The sequence below is a fragment of the Sphingobacterium sp. xlx-96 genome (assembly GCF_011007365.1).
Taxonomy (GTDB): domain Bacteria; phylum Bacteroidota; class Bacteroidia; order Sphingobacteriales; family Sphingobacteriaceae; genus Sphingobacterium; species Sphingobacterium luzhongxinii.
The window spans coordinates 181510-208480 of record NZ_WFKM01000011.1 but is presented as its reverse complement, the minus strand read 5'-3'; the positions used below and the strand labels follow the sequence as shown (position 1 = coordinate 208480).

Here is a 26971-nt window from a genome sequence, read left to right as displayed (position 1 = left end):
TGCTTTTTTGACTGATGGTCATTACCCCATAATTAATTACTTAATATTTCTCTCGTTAATAACGCTGATTAATTCATTATATCCATCTCTTAAAGCTAGTTTATTTAATGTGTATATAAACCGATCAAACTCCCTATTTAAAATGGAATCATAATCATCAGACATTGCGTTGAAATCGTTCGGCAATAGGTTGGATATCGCATAATTAATTCCGGATAAAACGGTTGGAAAATCGATAACGAACAATTTCCCATCTTTAACTAGCACCTCTACGTCAATGTTTCGAGGTCTACCCAAATAGTCAAAAGTCAATTTCTTGGTTTGAAACTTCCTTTTTAAAGTTTGAAACTGACTATTGACATCGGATGTCAAACGCTCTGGTATAATAATTTTGATGATGCAATCTTGGTACTTTACATTATCATCATTCAGGATGCCATTATTTTGAATGATATGTAAACATGTCGGTTTTATAAAATTTTCATAATATACAGCTGCCAATGTCGATGAAGGAAAAAAGTTTATTCCTGAATCCGATTGATTTTTAAACATGCTCTTTACCTGATTTATAGCTTTGGTGAATGTTTGCAACTTATTCCTTTCGAACCTGGCTAATGATATTCCTTTAATATCAGACAGTACTTTGATATCTTTGTCTATTAAAAATGCACAATTATTCAATCCAAGTCGTCCTATGAATAACCCTAACTCAAATAAAATATTATCCCTTGGTTGCAGATATTCTATTTCTCTAACCTCCACCTTATCGTCCTGCGTACCAATAAGAATTCCAAAATCAAACTGTAGTGTAGCTCTAATTAAATCATTTAGATAGTTGTTGTTTAATTTAAAAACTGCCTTATCCCATACCTCTTCATTCCATATTGTGACCTCAAAGGTGTTGTCTGCCTCTAAAATATCTTTTGCTGCGTTTGCTAAATCCAATTCTTCGCTTGAAGATCCGATAAATATTTTCTTCTTTCTCATACTTATAATTGTGGTTTTAAATCAGATAAAATTAGGTTTACATCACTCATTAGGTTTTTTAGTGATTGTAATTTTTCGGGATTATCTCTAAAAATATATTCTCGCCCATCCACGGAAGTAAGATTATTCGCTGAATACCCGTCAGTCGCAAGCTTATTAAGTTGGTTTAGCGCAACAGCTACAAGCATGTACTTGTTTAAATCTTTGTAGGCAATGACATCGATGTCGTAGCAAATGGCATTGAGATCGAAGCTGCTTAGATCAATTTCTTTATCACTATCGGCTTTAACATTTTTTAGAAAGCGAATCATTTTTTTTAATCGACCTTGGGTGCTTGCGCTCTTCTCATTAATACGCTTGATACTTAAAAAAGGGTAATCGACGTCTCCTTTAGAATGAGATTGTTTGTTATAGACTTGTATTCCACGATAATCATCATTTTTATCATTGATTACGGATTTTACGTCATCATACCAATTAGCAATTACTACATCGACATCTCGCTTAAGATGTTGGTTCGTGATTTTAATAGATTTAGGACGAGTAATATCACAGATATCATATTTATCATCCAGTTTGTACTCTGAATTTATACGATTTTCACGTAAATCTTGAAGAGCAGTATCGGTGCTATAACCTCCACCTTGTAGTTGACTTTTCAGACTGTTAATTTGGGACTCTCTTAGGTAAATCGTTTGACTGTAATCAGTCAATGCCTTCTCGATTCCGCTGCGATCAAAGGTGTAGAATTTATCTGTGATCACTAATAAGTCAATATCACTACTCCCTTTTATGTGTGTATTTGTCATTACCGAGCCTTGATATTTATAAATCACATCAGAGAGCGTTTCTTTTAAATGATTTTTGACTCTTTCACCGGCCTCTTTACTCCTTTCTGTGTAGGAAGGCTCTACGCCATTCATTGCTAGCGTGATATACTTCAAAACATCATTGTATTGAAGAGTAGATAGTTCATCTGAAAAAGCTTTTTCTAACACAACATTTTCCGGATTCGATCTTCTTTGGACATTGCCAATTAGTTGGCCGTAGTTCTTATTCATAATTTTTCTGCTTATAGCTTGTTAATTTTAAATATCAAAACAAAGGTATATGTAATCTGTGCACTCTATGTGCATAGGGTAAATTAGCTTTCATACCTGTCAAAACTTTCTTTGATTTTTTGACGAATTACAGCTCGTATCTCCATTGGCTCTATGATTTCAACCGCTGCTCCAAATCCTAGTATCTGCGCATAAAATTCGTAATTGGGAATAATCTCCAATTGGATAATGGTGTATTCTGCGCTGCGCTCAATAACAGTCTGAGATGGATGTAGTGGTTTGGAATCTATATAAGGCCATAGCGATTTGTTTATCTTAATCTTGACGTACTGACAGTCGCCATCGATCGGTTTGCTGACGCCGATAATGTCCTCGAAATAGTCGTCCGGTGATGCATTGCATGGGATAAACAAAGTGTCATCGGTGACGCTGATACCCACGATACGATCGAGGGCTAGACTGGTCCAGGTGTCAAAGCCCTGGCATTGTCCATAGAGAAACCAACGCTTGTTGTACTGCTTCAGGAAATAGGGATGAATGATTATATCTTCTTCTTCAGTCTGGTTGAAGGATCGGTACTGAATGCTTAAGACTTTCTTTTGATTGATAAGCTTCAGGATATCGCCCAGTAGGTGCAAGTTGCGCAGGTATTCGTTTTGATCGAAGTATATGCTGTGCTCGAGATCTTCTAGCTGAAAGCTTTTCTTGAGCTTTAGCGCCAGTTCTTGTACATAATCAAACTGGGGCAATCCTTTGAAGCGCCCAAGCATCTCTAGTGTGGTCTTCAATAACTCGGCTTCGACTGGATTGATCTGCTGCATGGCCAACGTATAGCTTTTGTCCTGATAGCGGTAGTAGGTCTTTTTCCCTTCTTTTAGACTTTCTATGGGCGCGCGGAATCCTGCTTCGCTGCGCATGAAATCCATATCCTTAAACAGTTGTCTTCTGGAAATGGTACTATCCGTACCGGTATATTTTTTTAGTGCTTCGGATACGTAAGTGATCAAATCGTCTATAAAGAAGTTTTTGCCTCTATTGGAAAAGCATCTGTCTAGGGCTTCGTATCGAATAATTGCATGTTTGTTGGTGGCCATCTTAATTGTATTGGTCTCGGGAAACGAATATACGTATAATGTGTGTATTGTATGTGCACAGTTAAATATTGTACTGTGTCCATAGAGTGCATTGAGAGTAGTAATCTTTGTACAATGATAAGATGCTATTATCATTTGATTTTACGGCGAACCGTAATTATTAAATGTTTGCATTGGATATGTTTGTCAAAATTTTAAACTATGAAATATCCATGTAGTACAGACTGCACAAACACGAATGAATATAGTTTGGATATTCCATATGACAGATAAAAATCAAATTATACACATATGAATAAAATTCTACTTTCAGCACTATTGGTGTTGTCATTTTCTTCTTGTACTAGTTACAAGTACGGCACAGAGGGTAATGCGCAAAAGAGTAACCTCACAATGGGGGTTGTTAAAAGTCATCTCGTGAACGGTAGTACAACGCAAGATGAAGTGCTTAAGCTATTCGGGGCTCCTAACCTTGTCTCGAAAAACAAATCGAACCTGGAGGTGTGGAGTTACAACCGTATGTCGGTGGAGCAGAAAGCGGGTTCGACGGATTTCTTTGCTGGCGAACGTGCCAGTCAAAGTAGCAGTAGTAGGTCTTTTGACTTGATCATCACGTTTGATGCGAATGATGTGATATCGGACTATTCGGTGGTCGCTACGGCTTTCTAAGTTGTCGCTTCCTGTATTATTGTTTATTGGATTTTTTAGAAATATATGAAAAGAGTTATTACCCTATTGATTGCTGTAGCCTTATTCAGCTCCTGTGCTACACAAATGGTGACGCGTACACCTACTGAAGTGAAAATGATGACTACTAAGCAATTTGATTCGGGACAGGATCTTGTATTCAAGTCTATCATCAGCCTGTTGCAGTCTGAGAGTTATATGGTAGTGCGCGCGGATAAGGAGACGGGATTGATTGGATATAATGTTGATGTTGACCCCTCTGCTGGACATACTGACCCCTCTAGAGAGTTTGTGTTTTAGTCCAACTGATGACCTGACAATATTACTTCTTTTTTCTTAGACTTTCGCCTTTAAGCTCGATTCTATATGAACCATGGATGAGTCTATCAAGTATTGCATCTGCAATAGTATCCTCTCCAATGACATCATACCAGCTGGCCACAGGCAACTGACTGGCAATTATGGTCGATGCCTTAGCGTGCCTATCTTCAATTATTTCCATCAGATCCAGTCTTTGCTGTTGGTCCAGATTCACTAGCCCAAAGTCGTCAACAATCAGCAGGTCTGTTTTTGAGATCTTATCCATCAGCTTGTGCAATGTTCCTTCCAAACGAGCCATTTTAGTCTTTAGGAGTAGCTTTTGTAGGTTAAAGTACAAGACTTTATACCCCTGAGCACAGGCATGATGACCCAGAGCTGAAGAGAGAAAGCTCTTCCCACATCCCGTAGCACCGCTGATGAGTATCGGATCTCCTTTTCTGATGTACTCGCCGGTGGCCAGCGTAGTGATCATTCCCTTGTCCAGACCTCGGGTGGCTACGATGTTTATCTCTTCTACCGAAGCCTGGTAACGGAACCCTGCATTCTGCCTGAGGCGGCCAAACCGCTTTTCATCCCGTTCATCTGCTTCTGCCTGCAGCAATAGCGATAGTCCTTCTGAAAGGGTAAGTTCGGTACTCCGTCGTGTTTCATTCAGTGCTTTCCAGTTGCGCTCCATACCATGCAAGCGCAATGCTCTCATTTGTGTTTCAATGTTCATTTTATTATTGTTTTGTTATTCTGTTCAGTTGTAAGCTGGTTATTGTATTCACAGTCCATCCTTTGGCTGATTAAAGAGTGTAGGCTGGTTACTTGCGTAATATGCTCTACCTCTGATGTTCGCATGCTCCGGCAAAGAGCTTTTCACCGAACCCTCTTCCTGATTGTTAGCAGTGCCGTTCTCAAGCACATTCCTAAAGTAGTAGTAGGTGTATAGTTTGTTTTTAAGGACGTACTTACATGCCCTGTCGAACTCTTCTTTAGGGAAGTCCCGCTTTAACCGGAACAGCCCGTCACAGGTACGGAATAACTGTTCGGGATAGCGTGCGCGCTCAAAGAGAGCTTCCAGTAGTTCAGCGAACTCCGCAGAATGGGCTTTTGCCCTTGTTAAGTATGTCTCATGGGATCGGTTTTTATAGGCCTGATGCTCGGATTTTAAGTGCTCTGCAACTGTTGTGTACGCATTTTCCTGATAGCTACGTATATGTGCAGCAACCTGTTTACCCTGACAATAGATTGATACCATACTACGTGTGTAAATGATCTTTACCCTTGTCCCGATATAGGCGAACGGTACGCTGTAATAATGTTTGTTACGCTGTAGGTAGATGTGTCCGTTTTCCCCAACTTTGAGATCAGCGTAGTATTTTAACTCAAACCGTTCTCTGGGAAGTTCACCCAATGTAGATTTTTCGGCACTTAAGAACCGTTCCTCGCGACAGTATGGCTTTTGCTGCATCCGTGTCTGGTTGTGCTTTATCATACAGGTCTTTATAGCTTCATTGAGCGAATGGATATCGAAGAACTGTCGGTCTCTCAATGGCGCAAAAACACGGGTGTATATCATTTTTACCTGATTCTCTACCAGTGATTTGTCTTTAGGACGACCTGCTCGGGCGGGCAGTACAACTGTACCGTAATGGTTGGCGAAGTCTTCCATAGACTGGTTTAAGATGGGTTCGTATTTATCTGCTTTGATCACTGCAGCTTTCAGATTGTCGGGAACAATAGCTTTGGGTACACCGCCCATAGTCTCCAGGCAACAACTCAAGGCGTACAAAAAGTCTGGAGTCTGCTGAGAGGGCACAGCCATGGCAAATGCATAGTCTGAAAAAGGCAGACAGGCTACAAATACCTCACAGGCGACCAGCTCTCCTGTGGAGCGGTCAATGTAATGGAGCTTTTTGCCGGAAAAGTCAATATATAATTTATCTCCAGGGCTGTGCTCCATCACCATGCTGCCCTTCCGGGAGATAAGCTGTTGTCTTAAGTGATAGGTAAACTGGGGATAGCTGTAGCCTGTGGGGTCGCTTTCAATGTATTCCTGCCAGAGCAACTGTTTGGTGACTCCAGTGCGTTTTAGTTCTTTTTCGTAATACGAAAGACGGCTTTTTAGGTATTCAAACTTATCTGCTTTATAAGCAGGGTTACCGGAATGAAATGACTTTTCTAATAAAGGTTCCTCCTGTTTAAGAAGTTCTTCGGTATTGAAACCGCCTTCGGCCATCTTTTTAAGATATGACCTCACCGTATTCTTGCTCATTCCCAGAATGCGGGCGATGGTTTTTATTCCGCTACCACCCTGATACAATCTGATTAATTGTTTTATCTGACTCATTCGTTTTGGTTTTCCAGCCATCAGTGATCCAAATTGTGTAATCACTAAGTAACAAAAACTACTCACTAAGGGGGCAACCCCGATTCTCGGGACAAGCTATGCTCCAGCGAAATGAACTGAAAAAAGAAATTAGGGGGTCAATATCCGCCAGTATGGCATGTGAATATAGGCTTTAAACCCAATATGACTCACTAAAACTAATTCAATTTTGAGGGGTCAGCTTGCTCCAGTATATCCATTGATCAATGCGAATAAGCGTATCGAGAACAAGAATGCTGCTTCGCAACGCTTCTGGACAGGTACGTCGAAGGATGCGAATACGTCTAAGGCTATGTTTTATGTGGAGGGTGTGAATGATGAGGTGACGGAGGTTAAGATCTCTATGTATGAGGGGGCAGAAACTAGTCGTAATGGCTACTGGGGACAGGTGAACAAGGAGAATAAGGAGCAGATGATCTACGAGCCACGTGTATACCAGGAATGGTTCCAGAGTCTGCAGGCTGAGATAGAACGCAGAAAGGCATTGGGCAGATAGATTTCTACTTATTGGATTTAGAACCGAGGCCCCTACCCTTTTGATTGGGCAGAGGCCTCGGTTTTTTACGATGGAATGGTAAATAGCCTTTACTCTCTACTAGCGCTCCTTTGCAAGGGGTGCTACTTGTAAACTTACTATGATTCTTTTAACATTGATTTATGCAACAGCCAAACGACAGCGCTAGCTACGAATAGCGATGTAATAAATACAAAATTGATTACATCTAATGGGGCTAAAATACCCACCAACATAACCAGGATACTTCTTAGCAAGCTCCTCTCTATACAGAATGTAAAATCACACCTATAGATTAATGATGGAATAGGATTTTTTGACCTCCGAATCCAAAATGTAAGATATGTTCGCACTAATCATCCATTCTAATATCGTATCATCAATGTTTTCATCCACTAGCTCCACATCCTTTATTTGATATTTTTCTATTATATGCTTCAAATTACGCTTTATTTCTCCATCAGAATTATTATTTAGATTTTTCACCAAGACGTGACAGTTTGCTCCGAATACGGAACGACAATAATTTTCAATTTTCAATTTATCTCGCTGAAATTCTATTGACTGAACATACTCTAAACTTTCATCTACCATCAGAACAATAACAGTTTCTTTAAAAATTTCCTCCTTCTCATGTTGGCTAACTAAATATTCATAGAAACTCAACAAACTACGATCATATGCCCCTATCTCTATGAAACTAACCAATACTTTTTTTGAGCCATCTATTAATTTCCTAATAGGCTTAGTTTTAATCTTCAAATCCTTCAACCATATCTCCGACTCACTGCCCTTAACTAAATAAAAGGTCACTTCATATGGCTTACTTTGTAGATTTATTAAGAAACCATCTCTTCCAAATTGACATTTATTTCGAATAAAATCGAATGAAAATTGAGAAGGCTCTAGTTCGAATCCCATTGAACGTAAGCTTGACGAATTGACATTATTCTTGTATAAACTTCTTAGCTCTTCTTGCGTTATAATTTTTAGATCTTTTAAGTTTCCGCCTTTTAATAATTGAATGTACTCAGTCAGACGATCATGTTCATTAATGCTAGGTAGGTTTGATTTTGAATTATTTAATTCGATATTTGAACAGAATAAAGAAAGAATGCTTTTCTCTATTATTTCTTGATCTTTTTGAAGAGAAGGAATAAAATACAAAAAGTCGATTTCGTCCTTATATATAGACTGGAAAAAAATTGACCAGAATAAAACAAAAGTATTTTTCCCTAAACCGATCTCATCTAAAATCTGTTGAAGATAAAAATAATAACCCTCGCCCACATTCGCTTCTTCATAAAAAGACGATGCAACATAATAGCCTAACAAAAACTCATAATGGTCAGCAAATATTAAAGGTGATTTTTTTATAGTATCTACAATGGTTTCAGTGTTATTTTTATCACTTAATGCTTTCAACCATTGTTTTCCCTCCGCGATGTGATCATCACTATAAGTATTGTCTTTAGATAAATATTCAAAAGTATATCTGCCCAACCATATAAACCTTTTAAACGCTTCTGTGTGAAATTTACCATCATTAATATCGAGAATCGGATAAAATTGGTTTCTAACAACTTCGTTAATAAAAAGAATATGGAAAGGATCCCATTTTTCCAAACTATTAATCAGTGAAAGTGCAGTGTGAATAAAGGCTTTTGATACCTTTTCATTGATAGCAAGTTGATAGCATTGTAATACTCCTCTTCGTATTCCTTTAAATACAAAAATCTGCTCTTCTGTAATTATGCTTTCAGCTGTACTGTCAAAAATATCCTTAACTTCTTTCCCATCTCTAAATTTACGATCTATTGTAAAGTAAAGGCCTTTAGGTATTTTGAAATGATTTAAAAACAAGCTTTCCTCTCTCTCAGGTATTTCAAAACACTTAATATTACTTGACAGAATTAAAAAGAAATTATCATCAAGCTGAAGAGCCTCATGATTTAGATATATTGCTATAGCCCAACTCTTCTGAGCACGGTCTACAGCTTGTCTATAGCTTGGAATAATTAATGCCTTATTAAAAACTAACGATTCTGCTTCGCTCAAAGAAATATAAATTTTAATATCTTTCATGCTTTAAAATTTTAGAACCAATCACTTGGATCCACAGCTGGCACAGGGGTTTTAAATAAATCAACGTTTTTTAATTCGTCTATCGTGTCCTCAGTCTTTATTATATACAAATTTGCATTTGTCCTTGTAATGCTAACATACAATACATCTCGTAACCTATTTTGATTACGTAGTCGTGTTACCATACCACTACTAGCATTGAAACCGAACAAGATTACATGCTCGAATTCTAGTCCTTTAGCACTGAAACTAGAGATTAATAAAGGCGTGGTTGAAGTAAAATCATGTGTTCTTAAATCTCTATTCTCCGGATAGTAATCGTATTCAACGTCTTTACTACCTAAAAAGTCTGAAAGGCTATCCAATAAATCTCTATCTGGACAAATTATACCAATGCGTTGACGTAAACTCTTTATTGAGGTCAAAATTTCGATAATTTTATCAAATTCATCATCCTTATTACTTTCGATAAACTGTGGTGTAGTTTGTGATAGTTTAATAACTTTAGACTCTAAGTCATCATTCGTACGCGAAAATAAAGATGCAAATTTTGCTATATTCTTATGAAATCTAAATATTTTAGTCAACCGTTCTAAAAGACTAGATTTTGTTATATCGTCTTTAGACAAATCGCTTTCATAAATACCTTGATTAAAGTCTCCTAAAGAAGTAATTCTTTTAGTTAATTTATTTATGAGTTCCCATTCTTTCGGATTTAGATCCTGAACTTCATCTACAACGGCAACATCATATATTTTGCTTAAAGGAATTGATTGCAATCCAGTAAGCAGGTTATCATACTTCTCGTTATAAGACCCGTATCCTGATTCAATATTAAACTCTCTCGCCAGATCCCAAAAAAACTTATCTTTCGTAGCTATTGTAATGTTATCTGCTATTTCCAGCTCTTTCATAGCTGTCTGCAAGTAACCATACAAGCTATGGTTATACATCAAGAGCAAAGGTCTTACTGTCCCTTCTTGAACCATATCACGAAGTGTATATAGACTAATAAGTGTTTTTCCTGATCCAGGAGGCCCCTCTACAAATAGATTTTTTTTCTCACGAGAGATTCTTTTTACAACCTCCTTTTGTTCTTCTGACAAACGATTATAGGAAATTAAAAACATAGTATAAGTTTATAGTAGCTAGTTAAGGTTAAAAAGGCAAATCACTCACTTCTAAATATTTAGACTCATCTTCCTGCCTACGGGTTACTTTTGGATCGATATAAGCATAAGGCTCATCTAACACCTTGAAAAGATCTCTTAATAAGACCTTTCTTTGAAACTCAGAATATCCTGCAGGAGATCTTTTATACTCCTCTACAATCTTCCTAGCTGCCTCACGGTCATTTTTCAAAAGTGTGATCTTACATTTTATATTCCTTTGTTTCTTAATCCCCTCCGTTAAACTCTCTAAATATGCTAACGCTTCCTCGTCGCTATTTTGTTCTAAGATTAAGGAATAGTTATAATGTAATACACTGTCTTCAGGAGATAATTCAATTGCACGATCCAATGCTTCTTTAGACGCCCTTTTACGTCCTAGCTTTGAATTCAAAATGTGATTCATATTCCATACCCATACATCTTGATCATCGAAACGCTTAATGTATAACTCCGTGTTTTCTAGGCCTCCTAAATAATTAATTGCATCATAGTGTTTCTCTATAAGTACACGCAATAAACGTTTTTCTTCAGATCTATTATTAGCTTGGCGTGCTTTGTTTAAAGCGGATTGTATCTGATAAGCCTCAAGCTGCTCTTCAGACAACTTACCAATAGCGAAAGGATTTTCAAACTCTGCATTACCGATAAGTTCATCGCCAGCATAGACCTGCATACTGAAAACCTTATCTTTGGTTATTTCGGCTTGTATTTTGATCGCTGTATCAATTGAATATATTTTCTTCAATGCACAACGGATCTCCCCTATCGGAAAATCCGCACCATTAATACAAACTGGCACCACAACCTCACTCAGCATATTCGTCTGTAGCTTAAAATCTGGAATATCGACTTTTTGAGGTAGAGATCTTCCTTTTTCAATAATAGGGAAGAAACGATTGCTTCTAAGACGAACCCCCAAATTATCACTTGTAATCGGACTGATCAAGGATACACCGTACTGATTCATAAAAAAAGAATACACCGCCGCTCCTTCTGCTACCAATTTATCAGGCTCGGAAGAAATCAACAAATGGGCATTAATCATCTTTTCTTTAATCATAGCCCCTAATAATGGGTTGAATGAACTCCCTCCTACCAGTAGAACATAGTCCACTGCATCTAATGTCTCGTCAGCTTTTTCTACAATTTCGCTGATGGAAGTACTAACTGTCGCAATCGTCTTATCATAATACTTAAACGAATAGCTCTTTCCTCTAAAAAACTTGATAAATAACTCCTTGAACTTTTCTGCAGTAATAGATATATTACCTAAGTCAATTTCTTCATTTTTGAACAAGATTATGTTATGGTTTCTTTGACCAATGATGGAAGCTAATGCTAATTTAGTCACGTCTCCGCTCCCTGCCTTTAGGCTCATGGTGTTACAAACCTGAACTTTAAGATCTTCCGCTATTACGGTCAACTGTGGAATAATATCCTGCTTGATATCACTGATTTGTAAACTGTCAAAATCGGGAATCAACGGTTCTACCATAGGTAATAGATATTCCTCTGCAATAAGCAAATCTATATCTTGTCCACCAAGATCATTATATCTTGAAATAGCCTTATTACTAATCGTAATTCCTGAATCAGTTCTAAAATCGACATTTAATAAAGATAAATCCAAGGTACCTCCACCAAAATCTACGACCAATACATTTTTATTGCGAACTTCTGCCGCCCAGCGATTTTTTTCCAGATCAGCTAATCTATTGAAATAACCAATAAAAGCTGCATTTGGTTCATCCAAAAGCATGGTCTCTGATGTGTTGATTTTAGCCATTGCAGCGGCTTTCAAGCTGTCTTTACGTTGATTGGCTTGGAAAGATGCAGGAACTGTAATAATCGTATTATCCAACGCATAATCCCCTCCATTGGTATAGTTTATCCGCATATAGTTCAAAATACTTCCCGCAATTTTGAAAGGCATATCCAATTTCTCAGATACAGCATTGGGATAGAGAGGATGGTGATCCACCCCCATTTCAACTTTCCAATGATAAAATATATTATGTTTGTACTTGAATTCAGGATGCCCCTTCAAATGATGAAGATTATTCCCCACGTAGGGTTTTCCCTTATACAGTGCAATAATAGATGCTATCTTTTCATCTTCTATAGTCTGATCATAGGGAAGAGGACTATATTGAGGAAAACGTACAAACTGGACTGGTATATGGTTGCTTTTGTCAAAATTTACATTTTGGGTATCCACAGTAGCCATCAAAGAATAGGTTGTACCTAAATCTATTCCTATAGAAATAGGTTTTTCTACTGGTACGTCCTTAACCGCGTCTGGAAATATTTTTGCTAAAGTCATGACTTTTATAATTTTCTAACGTACTATTAAACAAAGTTTCAATCTATTTTTTCTCCAACATTCTTTAAAGCATTCTTTTATTCTTTAAAGAATAGTCAGAAAACAATAAAGTCTAAAGCAAGTCGCAACTTTAAAGCCCACAGTATCATTTAAAAGCTCAACACACCAACTGACTTATATTTTAAAATACAACATTAATATACAAGACTCTCAAACCTCTTCTAAGGTTAATATCATGAAAGAGGATAAAACTTTCATGACACTGTTTTCCAAAACTTAACACTAACAAATAAGTTCAAAAGACAATCTATTAACATCTTGTCAAAAATAGCATTTATACTTTGTATTACAACAAAACATTGAATACCTTAGAGGAAAGTATTAACCACAATTAGGTAATACCTTAGGCCGTATTAAAGGACTGAATAAGCGACATTATGGGAAATTCGTTTATACGGCCCTATTTCTTAACACTATAATGGAGTAATTGGGTTGGATGTACTCCCAGATTATTGGTTTGTAGAGATCGTGGAATGATAGGCCTACATACGGCCTTACGGGAAACTGGAAGATACAATATGACCTATTTGTAGGTTTGCATCTAAAAAATCAAATTAACTAAAGATGAAATTATGAAAGATAAAGTTGTAGCAGCATTACTTGCCTTCTTCCTCGGAGGATTTGGCGTACATAGATTCTACCTAGGTCAAACAGGGCTAGGCTTCCTGTACCTTCTCTTCTGTTGGACTTTCATACCTCTCTTTATTGCGTTTATCGATTTCATTGTATTCCTTGTGACCAGCAATGAAAGCTTTGACGCGAAATACAATAAAGGCTATTATCCGCCTAAAGTGATTAATAATTACGTACCGTACACGCCCCCTACTACTCCACGAAGGGATATTGCTTCTGAAATAGAACGTCTACATGCGTTGAAGGAAAAGGGTATTATTTCGGAGATGGAGTTTGAAGAAGCAAAAAAGAAGTTGTTGTAGTTTATAGACGGAAGAGATTTGAGAGGATTTATATTAATTATTAGTCTTCTGTGCTGCACGCTATGTTTTGCACAGACTGGTACATCTATCAGACGGTGTATCGATGTGGTCAGATCTGACAATGGCAAGTACTACGCCTTGTACAGTGACAATACCTGGGAAGAAAGCACTTATGCTACCGCCGAAGTGATCAAAGTAATAAACAATAAGAATAAACCTCCTGCAAAGACTTCAGCTGCTGCCAACACCTACGGAATAGCGAGTTCCTCTCCTACTAAAACGACGAGTTCTCCGAGTAGAACATCCACATCTAGCAGATCCTACCAAAGCAGTAGAGCATCCAACACAAGAAAATCACTTTCAAGAACATATATCCGAGGGCCACGCGGTGGCTGCTATTACATCAACAGTAATGGCGGTAAGACGTATGTGGATAGGAGTTTGTGTGATTGATAAACAGAATATATATTAACACAGCTTTATTATAAACAATATCAATTTGATACTTTATGTAATCATTCTTTCATACCTAACAGCATGTGGTAACTCTGCACAGGAACATAAAAAAGTCGAACAAGAAAGTGTGACAACTACAGTTGTCAAAGAAGAAACAGCAGCTAAACCAATTCTTATTAATTTTTCTTTTAAAGATGTTGCAAGATTCACTATCTCGTCTATTATGAATCAGCCTTCAAAGAATATTAAAGTCTCTGAAAAGGATGGGCTGTATATACTGTCGTATATTAGGAAGTCAGATTCACAGAAATTCGACTACAAAATCAAATTTGAAGGGAACAATGTTATTTGGGCGAGTATAGACGGCCGCTGGCGTGATGCATCTTATGACGAACGTATTAGCTTCGAAGAAGGAATTGATAATTTAAAGATAATACAAACATTTAGTGACGGATCGGTAGACACTAAAGAATACCAAAAGGGGGATTGATACTTTTTGGTCACTAAGTCCATACAGCAGGCATCTGTTTGTAAAAGAATAAGAATCATCCTTCGCAATTCAACAAATTTAAATACCTTCGTCGAATTTTTTTCATCATAAAGTTTTATTGGGGAACATAAAATAAATGAAATAAAACCGAACCTGGTAGCTCACTTATTAACTTATAATCATATGAAATATCCATGTAGAAGTAGTTGCACAAACACCAATGACCGCGAAGTAGCATGCACAACTATTACAACAATCCGTGCATAATATACTTTGGATATTCCATATGACAGCTGAAAATCAAATTATATATATATGAAAATTAACTTACTACTGGTAGTCCTATGCTCTACTGCAATTCTCCAATCATCTTGTGGTACAAAAAAACAAATTACTAAAGAGATAACTTACAAATCTTTCAAAACAAATTTTGAGCCTTTGTCCGTTACTAGAGAGATAGACGAGGGCTTAAAACTTACAATAAGTCCTATTGATGCTAAAAACATTAACAACGAACTTTTTCAATCTTCCATGCTGGATGGTGATTACTCTAAAGAGCATGTAACGGCATACTATAAAGAGCTTAATAACGTAGACGGCAACTCTAAGATGGGTAAAAGGCCAAGAAAAATGTTAGAAAAAATATTCTCACAAATTGATGGCTTTCATACTAGTGGGAAAATCTCAAGAAGTCAAGCAATATTCTACAAAGAGAAGGTTTATACCAGTTTTATTTTGATCGATAAAACCTATGGTAGTGATGGCTCTGAAACAGAATTATACAAAAAAGAAAACTTCGCAGGCGCTAATCCATATTTTAGCAATGGAAAATACTTGAGTGTTTACAAACTTTCATTTGCTAGTACTGCAGACGGTGTAAAGGATGTTAATATCAATGATTTTCAAATCTTAAGTGAAAATGAACTATTATATCCTTTCCAGAACACATATTTTGAGAATTTGTACGAAAAAGAACAAGAAAAGCTTAAAACAGTTTACAGAATTAATATGCCAGAATCTATCCGTATTGTTAAAAATCAAAATGTTTCTAAGTTTTTTGCTACCCCACCAGTAAACCCATCTAAACACACACTTGTTGTAAACTATATCAAGGATAATAGTGTTAATGAATTTGCGTTTGCTATTACATCTGAAGAGCAGACTAATGTGATTAATTTAGATAGATACTCATTCCGGTTTAGTGATAGTCCACAAACAACAAAATTCAATATTATTGAAGCAGCTGATTACAGTATTAACCTAAAAGAAAATGAATTCTTTATCAATAGATTAGATGCTTCAAAAGAATTTATGTTGAAATGCTTATCTGTTAATTGGTTTGACGGTACTGCTTCTCTGCGGACACAGTCATTTACGCCTAGCAATGCAAACAAAAGGATTATAAAAATAGACAAGAAGGGTTAATGTATATTTGAAAAGGAGGAAGATTACCAAAATAGGTAATAACAAGCTGATCAACCTCCCCCACTCCTTTAGACGTCTATTTATTTCATTGACCAGTGGTCTATTATTTTGATAAATGAAATTGGAAGCGACAAGCTTTTGCAGTCTAGTAGGCTGCCTTTTCGGATAGACTCTAATTTGGAATTTTTATGTATGTTTGCCCGTAACTGCGAAAATCAAGATATTAACTCTTAATGAAACTTTTAATAGCATATTTGCCCCCTATAATGAGAAAGGTACACTTAATGATGTCTCTCGTCATGTTTTTTATACTACCAGCGACTCCTGCTTTATCTCAATTCAATTACTTGGCATTTAACAATGAATCTACACCTGAACTAATCATAAAACAGGTGGATCAATATGATTTCAGTACAGTAATACATTTTACCTACAATACGATATCCAGCCTGAGATTTAACGGTTCTGAAGATATAAAGCTAACACAAGCAGGTGAAGCTAAGGGGATGATTAATAGCTATAACTTGCCGCTGGATGAAAAGGTGCATATGTTTAACGAGACTGGGGAATATCTGAACTTTTCTCTAGAATTTGAAAAGATAGATATTAGTAAACCTTTTGAGATATCGAGTGTAAACAGCAGGTACTTTGATTTTGAAAAGGTAAGTATAGACACTGCTCAAAAGGGTGTATTTCAAAACGTAGATGCATTTGTGAGCCAAACGCCTTCGAGAGAGTATTATGTATTCTATCATGAAGGGTTTCCTGTTTTAAAATATGCGTATAAGGGAATAGTATTGGCTGTAAAATTGCAGTATGATCAAAATTATGGTTCTTTTTTTCAACCGCAAATCATAGTACAGAATTATAATAAAAAGGATGTATTGGTAGATCCGTCGAAAATATTTGCGCAATATGGTATCAAGGGGAAATATTTTAACGCATTGGTGATTGACTATAAGAAGTATCTGAACAACGTTAAAAGGGTTCAAAGCAATGAGAGGTTTTACACAGGCCTAGTCGATGGAATAGCTGCGATATCTGCTGGATATTCCTATATCTCGGCCAATTCTAACACCTATGTCACTGCCAATGGACGCACTCTAAACTATGGTTTCTTTGGAAACAATCTATATGCTAATGCCGGGTATAGCTCGGGCAGTGCATATACATCGACAAATGTCTCGGGACGCTCATTCGACGGGGGGAAAGTGTTTATAGCCGCTCAGGTGGCTAAACAAAATATGGACAATCTGAAGGTACAACAAGTCCAGAAGCTTAATACATTACAAAGTGGATATGTAAAGCTGAACACGATCTTTACTAACTCTGATTATGAGGGTTATATTAATATTCCATACGCAAAGAATGCAGATAAATTTCTGATGAAGATTGAGATAAACAATAATGAGTTTTTCTTTGAATGGGACGATAAAGAGCTAAAGAATCTTATTATGTAGGATCGTAAATCCCTATGATATATTTGCGCTGTTCATTCTCTCATGCTAAGAGGGGTGAATTTCGAAGTCCGGTATACCCAGATGTATATCGGACTTCGCAGTTAAATGGGATAGCTATGGAGGATTTCTATTTCATCCAATATCCTCCACTTCTCGGTGCTCCCCGAAACTCGATTTTATGATCATCTCTTAAGTTTTTGAGCCACCGTTCTATTGTCTTGACAGGGACGGATAATTCTTGTGCTAAAAAAGGTGCTCGCTTTCCTGGATTAGCTTTTATGTGATAAAGAAGTAGATTTACTCCCTCACTTACTCCCTCACTAGATTCTGAAAGTGGACTTGAAGATACAATAACACGAAAGCCATGTTGGAAGTTTTCAAAGATTGGCGGATGCAAAGCCTTCTCTGATGCGCTTGATACCCAATCCATATTTCTCAATAAAATGTGCTTCTTTGAACGTAGCAGATATCCTTTTATTCAGCCTTTCCGAATTTTGGTACTATTACAATTAATGGGGGAATTTTTAATGTTGAAGATGCGAAAACTAAAATGAGTTTGATCTTTAACATAGACAAAGCTGAGTTCCCTTTGTTAGGGAATAAAAACTTCAATATTTTATTTTAGTAAATATTAGAATTAAGTCCATACTATATATAAAAATCCAAATGTAAACTTCTTTCGTACTTATTTATAAAATAATAAGATTATGAAAAAATATTTTGTTTTATCCTTGCTTGTTTTCTTTTCACTCTGCACCTGTAAAGCGCAGACAGAAAAAAAAACTAACCCCTATTATTCTAGAATCGATACCACTTCACTAGTTAATGTGAAGGACCAGGATTGGAAAAAAGTTTTAGACGCAGATCTTTATGAAGTGGCTAGAAAAGGGGCAACAGAAAGAGCCTTTACTGGGAAATATTATGAATATGATGCTAAAGGTGTTTATTATTGTGCTGTTTGTGGCAATAAACTCTTTTATTCAGATTCTAAATTTTCATCCATGTGTGGATGGCCTTCATTTTACGAATCTGTAACACCCAAAAGTGTTATCTACAAACAAGATCATTCTTTCAATATGATTCGTACGGAAGTTTTGTGTGGGAGATGTAATTCACACTTAGGACATGTATTTGACGATGGACCTGAGCCAACAGGTAAACGATTTTGTATGAATTCCATCAGTCTGGAATTTGAATCCGAAAAATGAAAAAGTTTTTTTTTTTCGATTTAGAAATCCGATTGAAAACGTATCTCGTAAATGAAGTTATAAATCAAAAAATACGAAAACATGAAAAAAGTAACAAAAATTATCGCAATGGGGCTATTAACTGCAGGAATTCTTTTTACAACGGAAAGCTTTGCACAGAATAGCTCAAAAGAAAAAACTGTAACAGTAGGTGGTGCACCAATGTATCCTTCAAAAAACATCGTAGAAAATGCAGTTAATTCAAAAGACCACACAACTTTAGTTGCTGCAGTTAAAGCGGCTGGTTTAGTAGAAACATTAGCATCAGAAGGACCTTTTACTGTTTTTGCTCCAACAAATTCAGCATTTGATAAACTTCCGAAGGGAACAGTTGAGACGCTTGTAAAACCAGAAAACAAAACTCAATTGACAGCCGTATTAACTTATCATGTGCTAGCTGGTAAATACAGCACTCAACAATTGTGGGATGCTGTTAAAAAAGGAAACGGAAAAGCAACAATCGCAACTGTTCAAGGATCTGTTCTTACATTTTGGACAAAAGACAAAGATCTATATGTTACTGACAAGAATGGAAACAATGCAAAAGTTACCATAGCTGATGTAAATCAATCAAATGGAGTAATCCATGTTATTGATACCGTTCTCCTTCCCTGAAAAATAACTATTCATTTATTTACTGTTTCTGAGACAGGTTGATTAATTAAAGTCAACTTGTTTTTTTATTTTATCAAACAGCTAGATTATGGGACAGCATCCAGCAAGTGCAGTAGATACGAACCTCGCCGATGAGGCAGTTCTTGAATGATACGACACAGATACATTTAGACCATGCTGTAAAAAAATTGGCTAAAAAGCATGATGGGCATGACAAAAATATAGATCTAATGTTTCCTCAGTATTCAATATGAAACCATATGGAAGAGGAGAGCTACAAACATCATTTTCACTAGGATAAAATGATGTTTTATCGGTTTACCTACATCGACCGCCTAGAAGATAATCTGGATAAGCCTCCCCTATCTGAACGCGGTAAAATCGGATACACCAACTCTATAGCCTGCAGCTCTGCTGCTAGACGGTGAAGCCCCTCCTCTATCTTCTTAAGCTGAGGCTGACTTTTTTTTTCAACCCGGATGAGTAATGATAATTTCTCGGACTTGGTTTTTACTTTGGATGGGAATCCAATCCCGATGACTCTTGGGTTTCTTATATCTTTCCTGTAGTCATAATGCTATTATTGCTATATGGTTTTGTGTATGTAACTTTTTAGGTACCTAATAGTTTCTAATGATTATAAAATGCTAAAATTTGGTTTAAAATATCATTTAAATAAATTTAACTTCCTGCACCAATTAAAGAATCGGGTTAATTCATTCTGACTTAACTGATCATAGTGAAAAATCTTATGTGGAAATGGAATAACATTAGAGTAGACGCCGTCGATTGAGAAAATCAGTGCTGTTTTTTTTTCGTTAACATTCTTTAAATCAAAATATTGGCAGAAATTTTCCTGTTTGCTTTCAAAAAGTAATTCTGTAGGACAATCATCATTAATCAATACTATACAATCACAATATTCCACAATATTTTTATATTCAAACATACTACTATAGTTCTTCCCTATATATACTTGGTTTCCGTTGTTCCAAAAGAAATCTGCAATGTCGTAAACCCATTCACTTTCTTCTTGTGCTTTATTTTCTATTACTAAATACTTCATTATTAAACAAATGTTCGGCTATGTGTAAAATCTGATCACAATCTTCAAGGTAGAAATTCTATTTGTTGTCCGGAAGCTTGTCCAAATAGGGTTGTAACAACTGAATGTTGTCTAAGCCCTTCGGTTGTCAACATTTCTACTTTTCCCGCTAGGTATTTTCCTACACAACTAATGAAACTTCCTCTCTGGCAGGAATAAGGTATATCAATTTCTAATTCAAGTCCGGCAAATTGGCCTGATAGGTAGTTTAATTGTGACTGTGGTTGAGCAAAATATATCGTTATTGCATCGGCAGTTTCCTGTACAATATCATTAATATATAAGACGGTTTTATTGTTCATGTTTTTTTAAGTATAGTTAATTACTCCATAATCAGGTCAAATACTTCTTCGGGGTCGGCGTTGTTTTTAATCCAAATGTCTTCAAGTCTTGTTGCTCCATCGATGGATATACCGTTTGATTCTAATCTCTTAACTGCTCCCGAAGAATCAACATTCAATACTCTAAAAACATCATTGATCGGCGCTTTTATTATTCTGTCTAAAATCATTGTGTCAACTTTAGGATGGAGTTGTTGCTGAATGATAAATAGTAAGGATATGACTGCCACTGCTACCCCAGCAGGAATGAAAACGCCTCTTTTAAAATGGATTTTTAAGGCTTTCCAATTTAATATGATATGAAAAACAGTGCAAACAACGAAGAACAGACCTAAGAACTCGTGTACAATTTCTGTATAACCGTCAAATAAATGAAAAAACATAAACACCCCGGTAAGCCCTACAACTAGGAAAACCAAGGATATGAAAGGGGTAATATAATTTCTATTCAATTTCATAAGTGATCGTATTTTTAGCGATTTTTTGAAAATCTATTTTCAAGGTTATCTAGCCATTTTACCCGTTTTTCTTGGCTTACTGATTTTACGGATGTAAAATTTATCCAGTTGAGATTTTTATATCCCATTGTTTTAAACACACTTCTCAACACTGCTTTCTTGATTAAATTACCCATAAACAGTGAATACATTAATTTGGGCTTATTCATCGTAGTGATGATAGTGATGCTTTTGAGGTTCTTTAGAAGTGGTACTAATCCGTAACCTCTTGGATGATGGTCATATACTACACCCGGGCTTAAAACCCGGTCAATAAATCCTTTAGTCATTGCAGGCATTTGGTCCCACCAAATCGGGAAAATAAGAATCAGGTGATCTGCCTTTTCTAACCGTTGATTATAATCAACAACCTGAGGATCAATAGGTTTGTGAGCCACAAACGCTTTTAAATCTTCACTTGACATTGCGGGATTAAATCCATCATTGTCCAGATGCATCAGGTCAACCTCGTGGTATGCGTTTTTTAGTCCTTTTGTTACAGCATGAAGTATGGCGTTGCAGTAACTTAACTCATAAGGGTGGTTAAATACAATTACTGTTCTCATTTTGTTTCTGTTTAAATGCATTACAAAATTGAGAAGAGATTAGCTTATAGACGATAACAATTGTTAAGAAATGAACTTATTGTCTATTTCTTATCCTGCTTAATGAAACTGATGTAATTCCTAAATAGGAAGCAATATAATGTTGTGGTACACGTTGTACAATGTGTGGAAATTGCGTAATCAATTCTTCGTATCGTTGCTTAGGATTATTTTTCAGGTAAGAAAAAGCAAATTTTTGAGTTTGGAAAAGACGTCTAAATAAATGGGCTTCAAAGTCATTTTTCATTTCAGGATTGCTTTCAATAATCTGCTGAAAATCCTTCTGAGAAAGGGTCTGTAATGTACATGGGTCTATACTTTCGATACTGTATAAACTCATCTTGTTTGTTCTGAAGCTCTCTATTGAAGAAACGCTGTCGCCCTCAAAAAAAAATTGGGTCGTAATCTCTTTTCCATCATTATTAATCCAAGTGCGCAAACAGCCTTTCTCTATGAAATACATGGTTCTGGATATTTCGCCTTCCTGCAAAAGGATGGTTTTGGCGGAAACGTCTATTTTTTTGAAGTATGGTCTGAATATTTCCCAATTTTTTGGAGCAATATATTCTTGTTTCATTGTACGATGCTGTTTTTTAGATATTGGTGAATAGGACTAATGTATAAAATTTTCTTTTATTGTAATTCTTTCCATCTAATTTTTGTTTGTTGCCCCAATATTTGAGACAACTCATGAAAGGAAAAAAATCTTGCCTTGTTGCTCTATTGCACGATAATCGTTCATTGCAATTTCACTTTATTTTAGTAAAAGGCTACGGCAGTCATACTTCATGCTACAAAAGTAAATCAAACAATATCAATGGAGTGGGCGCATAAGTATCAATATCACGAGCAAAACCAAATGAGTAACCGATTAATTGAACCTTTTGCTTTATTGAATACCTAAAAAGCCGTCTGGATTATTACGAAAAAGAACTTAAGCGCACCGGAGTCACCAAACAGTTGCTCTGGCAGGAATACATTGAAAGCGATCCCACCGGTTATAGCTATCCGCAGTTCAACTATCATTTAAGACAACAGCTTGTCTCCCGAAAAGGCAGCATGGTGATGGAGCACATTGCCGGAGACAAATTATATATTGACTTTTCCGGCAAAAAGCTCCATTATATCGACCGCTCAACAGGAGAACTGGTCGCCTGTGAGGTATTTGTAGCCTGTCTGCCTTTTTCAGACTATGCATTTGCCATAGCGGTCCCCTCTCAGCAGACTCCAGACTTTTTGTATGCCTTAAGTTGTTGCCTAGAGGCCATGGGAGGTGTACCTAAAGCTATTGTTCCCGACAATCTGAAAGCAGCAGTGATCAAAGCAGATAAATACGAACCGATCTTAAACCAGTCTATGGAAGACTTCGCCAACCATTACGGTACAGTTGTAGTACCAGCCCGTGCAGGTGGCCTACTCGCTCAACTGGATACTGCTGTCGCAGGATGCCGGTGACCGCTTCTTCCCTATCCCGGATGGCCGTAACTCGAAGATGATGGCATTTAACATGGATACGCTGATACGCCTGAAGTATGTGGATCGATATCATCCGGAAAGCCTGGAAAAGCTGACGGAAAAGAAGAGTTATATAAGCAGGCTGGACAGATCGCTGTACATCGACAGGGATAGCGCGTATAAGGAGATAAATAGCCTGATCAAGGAGATAAGTGTACGGCTGTGGCATGATGATGCGGAAAAGGCAAAGCATCTGTTCTACACGGAGATGCTGCTGTTCTCGATAGCGGACCTGGAGGTATTCATGGATATTACCCGACATTTCAGCAGCATGGCTGGTACGCTGTACGATGTGCCCCGCCAGAGGACGGAATCCTCATTGCCTGCCTCGGCGATTACGATAGTATAACAAAAGAGATTAGTGATGTGACTATTACTAATAATCTTGATACTAAGAAAGTACTTTCCACTGTCGCCAGAGCTGTATTGGACTTTACCGAACAAAATCCGCAAGCTATCGTCATGGCTAAGGGAAGTACCCCTTCGCGCACTAGACTTTATCAAATGGGAATTTCTGAATTTTGGAACGAAATACAAGCTTTATTTGAAGTCAAGGCTTATTATGATGATAATTGGGAGTCGTTTCGAAAGGGTAAGAATTATGATGCTTTTTTATATTCAAAAAATAATAACTAACTTTGAATCAATAGCTTTAAAACTATGAACACAGATAAAAATAAAAGCAATAAGGATATAGATGACACGACGGCACTAGAGCGTCAAAGAATTTATAGTAATTCTACATTCTTTAAAAAGAAAAATGAGGAGGCTATAGAATTTTTGAAAAAGCATCCTATACCTAAAGAATTTTTAAAACGCTAGGCGTTTAATTTATATTTTTCATACTACCACTTTAGGAGTAATGAATTTCGAAGTCCGATATGCCCAGATGTATATCGGACTTCGCGTTTATATTAGGTATTATTTCCTGTTGACTCTCTACCACCCCATCTACCAACCTGATATAACGACCGCTAGCTTTCGAAATAGGAAATATGATGCGAGTAAAGTTGTCGAGCGTAAGATGTACCTAAAAGGCGGTGTGGTGGTTGATGAGTCGGAGATCGCGGAACGGTTGCTTTAGATGCTGGCCATGTGCTGTCACACAAACAAATACTAATATTATTAGTTTTATTAATTTTAATTAGTATCTTGGTATGACCAAATAACTAGATTATGGAACAGCATGCTGAAAATAAAATGGAAACGAGCCTGCCCAATGAGGTACTGATGAATAAGATATACGTCTTTCGTGGGCAGAAGGTCATGCTTGATAGTGACCTTGCGGAACTCTATGGAGTGGAAACTAAAGTTTTTAAGCAAGCTGTACGACGAAATATCGAAAGATTCCCTCCCGATTTCATGTTTGAATTGGATGAATCTGAATTTAATTCTTTGAGGTCACAAATTGTGACCTCAAAGAATGGCCGTGGAGGAAGCAGATATTTCCCAATGGTATTCACTGAACAAGGTGTCTCGATGCTATCATCTGTTCTGAAAAGCAAACAAGCTATTCAAATAAACATCCAGATCATGCGGATCTTTACCAAAATGAGGCAGTTCTTGAACGATACTACACAGATACATTTAGAGCTTGCGGATATGCGGCTCGCCATGGAAAAGCTCTCCAAGAAGCAGGATTCGCAGGGCAAAAACATAGACCTTGTATTTGAATATATCGACCGCCTAGAGAATAAACTAGATAAGCCTCCCCTACCTGAACGTGATAAAATCGGTTACAAGGTGGGGAAAGAGGGATAGTTCGCCCCTCCTATTTATGAACGGTAAAAGAATAAGTATATTAGAGACGTGAACTAACATTAAATATGATAGATGCATTCTTTTTTCACCTTGTATTATTCGCGCCTTTTATCATTTTGCTAGGCCTAATAATATTTGGTGTCTATTGGATCCTAAAGAAAACAGGGCACAAAGTGGCTGGCGTGATACTTTCTTCAGTTTTGGTATTTGCTATTTTATCAGCTGCTATATTCTTCGCTTTTGAGGATTCATTTTTCTCCAAATCTGATGCAACCGAACTATTAAGTAAACTTATAGATGAAAATTTATCGAAGAATTTATGAAGAGAAAATTAGTAGTACTGCCGGTATTAGCTTTGGTATTGTTAATTATAATGCTAATCCTGGAATTTTCTAATATTGGTAGCGATTTCGAATCAACTTCAATAGTATTCATTATTTTCTCTAGCTACTACCTGATTAAAATGTTCATCTTTTGCTTCGGCTTATATAATGATTTTAACTATTTTAAGGCTGTAAATGATCTTCAGAATGGAAAAATCCAACTGCTGCAAGCTGGCCAGTATTATTATTCTTGCGACGAAGAGTACAATGCCATTGATTCTTTATATACAAGCTATGGAATTGCTACCTCTGATATTGGAATTGTAACTCCTGGAATGTATCGATACAATGCGGTGGTAGAAATGTATCTTTCAAATAAATACGGAGAAAACTGGAATGAAAAATTTGGTGAACTAGCTGATTCCATACGTAATATTTATTGCAAAGAATAAAGCTTCTAGAGACAGAAATACAATCAAAAGCACTTGATAGATAGAATATTAATTGTGTTAACCCTTCAGAGAGCTTAACATCATTAATTCTCTTCATAATAATAGGAATAGTCAATTCCCTTCATAAACATCTCTCGGCTGTAAATATCGTCTGTAAGCGCACTCTGCAAAGCTACTTTTAATGGTCGACTGTCTGTTACGCTCCTTACCATCGCATGATGATAATCATTTTTAGCGATCTTACTCCAATCTACACATTTTTTCAATTCTCGCTTGAACATAAGGTCTAACCATATGCGGGTACTTCGTCCGTTGCCTTCCATAAATGGGTGAGCAATGTTCATTTCTACGTACTTGTCCACGATTTGATCGAATGTATTCTCTGCCATGTCATCTATACTTTTTAAGGTGCCTGATAGAAACTGTGCCATTGCAAACTGAAATCCACCTTTAGCAATATTCTTGGTACGTATCTGTCCTGCAAAATCATATAGACCGCCAAACAAATAGGCGTGTACCTGCTGTAAACCTTTGGTAGTGCCGATTTCTATACTATCGATAAAGGAGCTTTCGAATAAAGCATAAGCTTTATTTTTACTTTTGCCATCGATGGACTCGTCACTGTAGGTGAACCACTCTATAAATCGGTTTGCCTTGACTGCGGGAAAGGTCTTACCCAATGCTATAATACCATCATAGTCTAATACATCTGATTTATAAAGTTTGCCATCTGCCGCTAATAACTTCAGTTGGGTAGTGGCACTAACCAACTGATTGTTCTCTTTCTTTAACTTCGCTTTGAGGTATTTCCAATAATTTCGGGTTTTGCTGTAGTCATCCTGATCGGTCAATACCGCTACGATATCCAATACCGAAAACCACCATTTACTTTGCTGATCGTCCCAAATAGCACGTACCTCACGGTCATCAAAAAAACGAATGGAAACTTTATTCATAATGATTAGTCCGTTGTTTTCAAACGCTAAACTTACATAATTTACCGTTGCTATGCAACACGGGGCTGCATCTCTTCGGCGCTTCTTTGAGGGGTTGTTTAGTTAAAGAT

At 36.8% G+C, this 26971-nt stretch carries 32 protein-coding genes; 17 read left to right on the top strand and 15 right to left on the bottom strand.

Going from position 1 to position 26971, the window contains the following annotated elements; translation table 11 throughout:
• Positions 1-36: 36 nt before the first annotated feature.
• From G7B20_RS15045 to G7B20_RS15035, 3 genes are all read right to left on the bottom strand, one after another.
• Complete coding sequence (locus G7B20_RS15045; RefSeq protein ID WP_164112239.1) at positions 37-987, bottom strand: STING domain-containing protein; 951 nt, start codon at positions 985-987, stop codon at positions 37-39.
• Positions 988-989: 2 nt separating this feature from the next.
• Positions 990-2048, bottom strand: coding sequence for a hypothetical protein (locus G7B20_RS15040; protein WP_164112238.1), 1059 nt, complete (start codon positions 2046-2048; stop codon positions 990-992).
• Positions 2049-2131: 83 nt separating this feature from the next.
• The gene (locus tag G7B20_RS15035; RefSeq protein WP_164112237.1) at positions 2132-3142 is read right to left on the bottom strand and encodes a helix-turn-helix transcriptional regulator; all 1011 of its coding nucleotides are present in this window, start codon (positions 3140-3142) and stop codon (positions 2132-2134) included.
• Positions 3143-3433: 291 nt separating this feature from the next.
• On the opposite strand from G7B20_RS15035, the gene G7B20_RS15030 reads away from it, so the two are divergent.
• On the top strand, positions 3434-3811 hold the full coding sequence (locus G7B20_RS15030; protein WP_164112236.1) for a hypothetical protein: 378 nt from the start codon (positions 3434-3436) through the stop codon (positions 3809-3811).
• Positions 3812-3856: 45 nt separating this feature from the next.
• Entirely contained in the window at positions 3857-4129 is a 273-nt protein-coding gene (locus G7B20_RS15025; RefSeq protein WP_164112235.1) for a hypothetical protein, read from the top strand.
• A gap of 22 nt (positions 4130-4151) precedes the next feature.
• Here the strand turns inward: G7B20_RS15025 and istB are convergent, their stop codons facing one another.
• The gene (istB, locus tag G7B20_RS15020; RefSeq protein WP_164112234.1) at positions 4152-4868 is read right to left on the bottom strand and encodes an IS21-like element helper ATPase IstB; all 717 of its coding nucleotides are present in this window, start codon (positions 4866-4868) and stop codon (positions 4152-4154) included.
• A 48-nt stretch (positions 4869-4916) separates the two neighbouring features.
• A complete protein-coding gene (gene istA / locus G7B20_RS15015) occupies positions 4917-6485 on the bottom strand; it encodes an IS21 family transposase (RefSeq protein WP_240466020.1) in 1569 nt (522 codons plus the stop codon).
• A gap of 208 nt (positions 6486-6693) precedes the next feature.
• Between istA and G7B20_RS15010 the strand changes: the two genes are divergently transcribed.
• Positions 6694-7020 (top strand): hypothetical protein, encoded by a 327-nt coding sequence (locus tag G7B20_RS15010; RefSeq protein WP_164112233.1) that lies wholly within the window; start codon positions 6694-6696, stop codon positions 7018-7020.
• Positions 7021-7326: 306 nt separating this feature from the next.
• Here the strand turns inward: G7B20_RS15010 and G7B20_RS15005 are convergent, their stop codons facing one another.
• The 3 genes from G7B20_RS15005 to G7B20_RS14995 are packed head-to-tail and all read right to left on the bottom strand — an operon-like array spanning position 7327 to position 12618.
• The gene (locus G7B20_RS15005; protein ID WP_164112232.1) at positions 7327-9123 is read right to left on the bottom strand and encodes a hypothetical protein; all 1797 of its coding nucleotides are present in this window, start codon (positions 9121-9123) and stop codon (positions 7327-7329) included.
• Between the two features lie 11 nt (positions 9124-9134).
• Complete coding sequence (locus G7B20_RS15000) at positions 9135-10253, bottom strand: UvrD-helicase domain-containing protein (RefSeq protein WP_164112231.1); 1119 nt, start codon at positions 10251-10253, stop codon at positions 9135-9137.
• A gap of 28 nt (positions 10254-10281) precedes the next feature.
• Positions 10282-12618, bottom strand: a complete 2337-nt coding sequence (locus G7B20_RS14995; RefSeq protein ID WP_164112230.1) for an Hsp70 family protein — start codon at positions 12616-12618, stop codon at positions 10282-10284.
• 632 nt (positions 12619-13250) lie between these two features.
• Here G7B20_RS14995 and G7B20_RS14990 point away from each other — a divergent pair.
• The 5 genes from G7B20_RS14990 (at position 13251) to G7B20_RS14970 (ending at position 17444) form a co-directional block, all read left to right on the top strand.
• Entirely contained in the window at positions 13251-13613 is a 363-nt protein-coding gene (locus G7B20_RS14990; protein ID WP_164112229.1) for an NINE protein, read from the top strand.
• Positions 13614-13631: 18 nt separating this feature from the next.
• Positions 13632-14066 (top strand): hypothetical protein, encoded by a 435-nt coding sequence (locus G7B20_RS14985; protein WP_164112228.1) that lies wholly within the window; start codon positions 13632-13634, stop codon positions 14064-14066.
• 46 nt (positions 14067-14112) lie between these two features.
• Positions 14113-14559, top strand: a complete 447-nt coding sequence (locus G7B20_RS14980; RefSeq protein WP_164112227.1) for a hypothetical protein — start codon at positions 14113-14115, stop codon at positions 14557-14559.
• A gap of 315 nt (positions 14560-14874) precedes the next feature.
• Positions 14875-15984 (top strand): hypothetical protein, encoded by a 1110-nt coding sequence (locus tag G7B20_RS14975; RefSeq protein WP_164112226.1) that lies wholly within the window; start codon positions 14875-14877, stop codon positions 15982-15984.
• 266 nt (positions 15985-16250) lie between these two features.
• Positions 16251-17444 (top strand): hypothetical protein, encoded by a 1194-nt coding sequence (locus G7B20_RS14970; RefSeq protein ID WP_164112225.1) that lies wholly within the window; start codon positions 16251-16253, stop codon positions 17442-17444.
• A 127-nt stretch (positions 17445-17571) separates the two neighbouring features.
• Here the strand turns inward: G7B20_RS14970 and G7B20_RS14965 are convergent, their stop codons facing one another.
• Positions 17572-17874 carry a hypothetical protein gene (locus G7B20_RS14965; RefSeq protein WP_164112224.1) on the bottom strand — a complete coding sequence of 101 codons (303 nt, stop codon included), beginning with the start codon at positions 17872-17874 and terminating at the stop codon, positions 17572-17574.
• A 277-nt stretch (positions 17875-18151) separates the two neighbouring features.
• Between G7B20_RS14965 and msrB the strand changes: the two genes are divergently transcribed.
• Together msrB and G7B20_RS14955 are read left to right on the top strand one after the other, a co-directional pair.
• Positions 18152-18652, top strand: a complete 501-nt coding sequence (gene msrB / locus G7B20_RS14960; RefSeq protein WP_164112223.1) for a peptide-methionine (R)-S-oxide reductase MsrB — start codon at positions 18152-18154, stop codon at positions 18650-18652.
• Between the two features lie 81 nt (positions 18653-18733).
• A complete protein-coding gene (locus G7B20_RS14955; protein ID WP_164112222.1) occupies positions 18734-19306 on the top strand; it encodes a fasciclin domain-containing protein in 573 nt (190 codons plus the stop codon).
• Positions 19307-19973: 667 nt separating this feature from the next.
• On the opposite strand, the gene G7B20_RS14950 is transcribed toward G7B20_RS14955, so the two are convergent.
• The 5 genes from G7B20_RS14950 to G7B20_RS14930 form a co-directional block, all read right to left on the bottom strand.
• Positions 19974-20372, bottom strand: coding sequence for a hypothetical protein (locus tag G7B20_RS14950; RefSeq protein ID WP_164112221.1), 399 nt, complete (start codon positions 20370-20372; stop codon positions 19974-19976).
• Positions 20373-20416: 44 nt separating this feature from the next.
• Positions 20417-20713, bottom strand: a complete 297-nt coding sequence (locus tag G7B20_RS14945; protein WP_164112220.1) for a hypothetical protein — start codon at positions 20711-20713, stop codon at positions 20417-20419.
• Positions 20714-20733: 20 nt separating this feature from the next.
• The gene (locus tag G7B20_RS14940; protein WP_164112219.1) at positions 20734-21210 is read right to left on the bottom strand and encodes a DUF4405 domain-containing protein; all 477 of its coding nucleotides are present in this window, start codon (positions 21208-21210) and stop codon (positions 20734-20736) included.
• Between the two features lie 14 nt (positions 21211-21224).
• Positions 21225-21815 carry an NAD(P)H-dependent oxidoreductase gene (locus G7B20_RS14935; protein ID WP_164112218.1) on the bottom strand — a complete coding sequence of 197 codons (591 nt, stop codon included), beginning with the start codon at positions 21813-21815 and terminating at the stop codon, positions 21225-21227.
• Between the two features lie 76 nt (positions 21816-21891).
• Positions 21892-22431, bottom strand: a complete 540-nt coding sequence (locus tag G7B20_RS14930) for a Crp/Fnr family transcriptional regulator (protein WP_164112217.1) — start codon at positions 22429-22431, stop codon at positions 21892-21894.
• A 383-nt stretch (positions 22432-22814) separates the two neighbouring features.
• Between G7B20_RS14930 and G7B20_RS14925 the strand changes: the two genes are divergently transcribed.
• The 7 genes from G7B20_RS14925 to G7B20_RS14895 all read left to right on the top strand — a co-directional run bounded on the left by G7B20_RS14925 (position 22815) and on the right by G7B20_RS14895 (position 25905).
• A complete protein-coding gene (locus tag G7B20_RS14925; RefSeq protein WP_164112216.1) occupies positions 22815-23309 on the top strand; it encodes a DDE-type integrase/transposase/recombinase in 495 nt (164 codons plus the stop codon).
• Positions 23310-23361: 52 nt separating this feature from the next.
• A complete protein-coding gene (locus G7B20_RS14920; protein WP_164112215.1) occupies positions 23362-23718 on the top strand; it encodes a hypothetical protein in 357 nt (118 codons plus the stop codon).
• A gap of 17 nt (positions 23719-23735) precedes the next feature.
• The gene (locus G7B20_RS14915; protein WP_164112214.1) at positions 23736-24005 is read left to right on the top strand and encodes a DUF6934 family protein; all 270 of its coding nucleotides are present in this window, start codon (positions 23736-23738) and stop codon (positions 24003-24005) included.
• Between the two features lie 24 nt (positions 24006-24029).
• Positions 24030-24191 (top strand): hypothetical protein, encoded by a 162-nt coding sequence (locus tag G7B20_RS14910; RefSeq protein WP_021071930.1) that lies wholly within the window; start codon positions 24030-24032, stop codon positions 24189-24191.
• A 40-nt stretch (positions 24192-24231) separates the two neighbouring features.
• On the top strand, positions 24232-24453 hold the full coding sequence (locus G7B20_RS14905; protein ID WP_164112213.1) for a hypothetical protein: 222 nt from the start codon (positions 24232-24234) through the stop codon (positions 24451-24453).
• 92 nt (positions 24454-24545) lie between these two features.
• The gene (locus G7B20_RS14900; RefSeq protein WP_240466019.1) at positions 24546-25130 is read left to right on the top strand and encodes an ORF6N domain-containing protein; all 585 of its coding nucleotides are present in this window, start codon (positions 24546-24548) and stop codon (positions 25128-25130) included.
• 319 nt (positions 25131-25449) lie between these two features.
• Positions 25450-25905 carry a hypothetical protein gene (locus tag G7B20_RS14895; RefSeq protein WP_164112212.1) on the top strand — a complete coding sequence of 152 codons (456 nt, stop codon included), beginning with the start codon at positions 25450-25452 and terminating at the stop codon, positions 25903-25905.
• A gap of 83 nt (positions 25906-25988) precedes the next feature.
• Here G7B20_RS14895 and fic read toward each other — a convergent pair whose 3' ends face one another.
• Positions 25989-26861, bottom strand: a complete 873-nt coding sequence (gene fic, locus G7B20_RS19825) for a protein adenylyltransferase Fic (RefSeq protein WP_164112211.1) — start codon at positions 26859-26861, stop codon at positions 25989-25991.
• Between the last annotated feature and the right edge of the window lie 110 nt (positions 26862-26971).

Coding starts and splice junctions, on each gene's coding strand:
- G7B20_RS15045 (WP_164112239.1), bottom strand. CDS start 987: ATGAGAAAGAAGAAAATATTTATCGGATCTTCAAGCGAAGAATTGGAT.
- G7B20_RS15040 (WP_164112238.1), bottom strand. CDS start 2,048: ATGAATAAGAACTACGGCCAACTAATTGGCAATGTCCAAAGAAGATCG.
- G7B20_RS15035 (WP_164112237.1), bottom strand. CDS start 3,142: ATGGCCACCAACAAACATGCAATTATTCGATACGAAGCCCTAGACAGA.
- G7B20_RS15030 (WP_164112236.1), top strand. CDS start 3,434: ATGAATAAAATTCTACTTTCAGCACTATTGGTGTTGTCATTTTCTTCT.
- G7B20_RS15025 (WP_164112235.1), top strand. CDS start 3,857: ATGAAAAGAGTTATTACCCTATTGATTGCTGTAGCCTTATTCAGCTCC.
- istB (WP_164112234.1), bottom strand. CDS start 4,868: ATGAACATTGAAACACAAATGAGAGCATTGCGCTTGCATGGTATGGAG.
- istA (WP_240466020.1), bottom strand. CDS start 6,485: ATGAGTCAGATAAAACAATTAATCAGATTGTATCAGGGTGGTAGCGGA.
- G7B20_RS15005 (WP_164112232.1), bottom strand. CDS start 9,123: ATGAAAGATATTAAAATTTATATTTCTTTGAGCGAAGCAGAATCGTTA.
- G7B20_RS15000 (WP_164112231.1), bottom strand. CDS start 10,253: ATGTTTTTAATTTCCTATAATCGTTTGTCAGAAGAACAAAAGGAGGTT.
- G7B20_RS14995 (WP_164112230.1), bottom strand. CDS start 12,618: ATGACTTTAGCAAAAATATTTCCAGACGCGGTTAAGGACGTACCAGTA.
- G7B20_RS14990 (WP_164112229.1), top strand. CDS start 13,251: ATGAAAGATAAAGTTGTAGCAGCATTACTTGCCTTCTTCCTCGGAGGA.
- G7B20_RS14975 (WP_164112226.1), top strand. CDS start 14,875: ATGAAAATTAACTTACTACTGGTAGTCCTATGCTCTACTGCAATTCTC.
- G7B20_RS14970 (WP_164112225.1), top strand. CDS start 16,251: ATGAGAAAGGTACACTTAATGATGTCTCTCGTCATGTTTTTTATACTA.
- G7B20_RS14965 (WP_164112224.1), bottom strand. CDS start 17,874: ATGGATTGGGTATCAAGCGCATCAGAGAAGGCTTTGCATCCGCCAATC.
- msrB (WP_164112223.1), top strand. CDS start 18,152: ATGAAAAAATATTTTGTTTTATCCTTGCTTGTTTTCTTTTCACTCTGC.
- G7B20_RS14955 (WP_164112222.1), top strand. CDS start 18,734: ATGAAAAAAGTAACAAAAATTATCGCAATGGGGCTATTAACTGCAGGA.
- G7B20_RS14950 (WP_164112221.1), bottom strand. CDS start 20,372: ATGAAGTATTTAGTAATAGAAAATAAAGCACAAGAAGAAAGTGAATGG.
- G7B20_RS14945 (WP_164112220.1), bottom strand. CDS start 20,713: ATGAACAATAAAACCGTCTTATATATTAATGATATTGTACAGGAAACT.
- G7B20_RS14940 (WP_164112219.1), bottom strand. CDS start 21,210: ATGAAATTGAATAGAAATTATATTACCCCTTTCATATCCTTGGTTTTC.
- G7B20_RS14935 (WP_164112218.1), bottom strand. CDS start 21,815: ATGAGAACAGTAATTGTATTTAACCACCCTTATGAGTTAAGTTACTGC.
- G7B20_RS14930 (WP_164112217.1), bottom strand. CDS start 22,431: ATGAAACAAGAATATATTGCTCCAAAAAATTGGGAAATATTCAGACCA.
- G7B20_RS14920 (WP_164112215.1), top strand. CDS start 23,362: ATGGATACGCTGATACGCCTGAAGTATGTGGATCGATATCATCCGGAA.
- G7B20_RS14910 (WP_021071930.1), top strand. CDS start 24,030: ATGAACACAGATAAAAATAAAAGCAATAAGGATATAGATGACACGACG.
- G7B20_RS14905 (WP_164112213.1), top strand. CDS start 24,232: ATGAATTTCGAAGTCCGATATGCCCAGATGTATATCGGACTTCGCGTT.
- G7B20_RS14900 (WP_240466019.1), top strand. CDS start 24,546: ATGGAACAGCATGCTGAAAATAAAATGGAAACGAGCCTGCCCAATGAG.
- G7B20_RS14895 (WP_164112212.1), top strand. CDS start 25,450: ATGAAGAGAAAATTAGTAGTACTGCCGGTATTAGCTTTGGTATTGTTA.
- fic (WP_164112211.1), bottom strand. CDS start 26,861: ATGAATAAAGTTTCCATTCGTTTTTTTGATGACCGTGAGGTACGTGCT.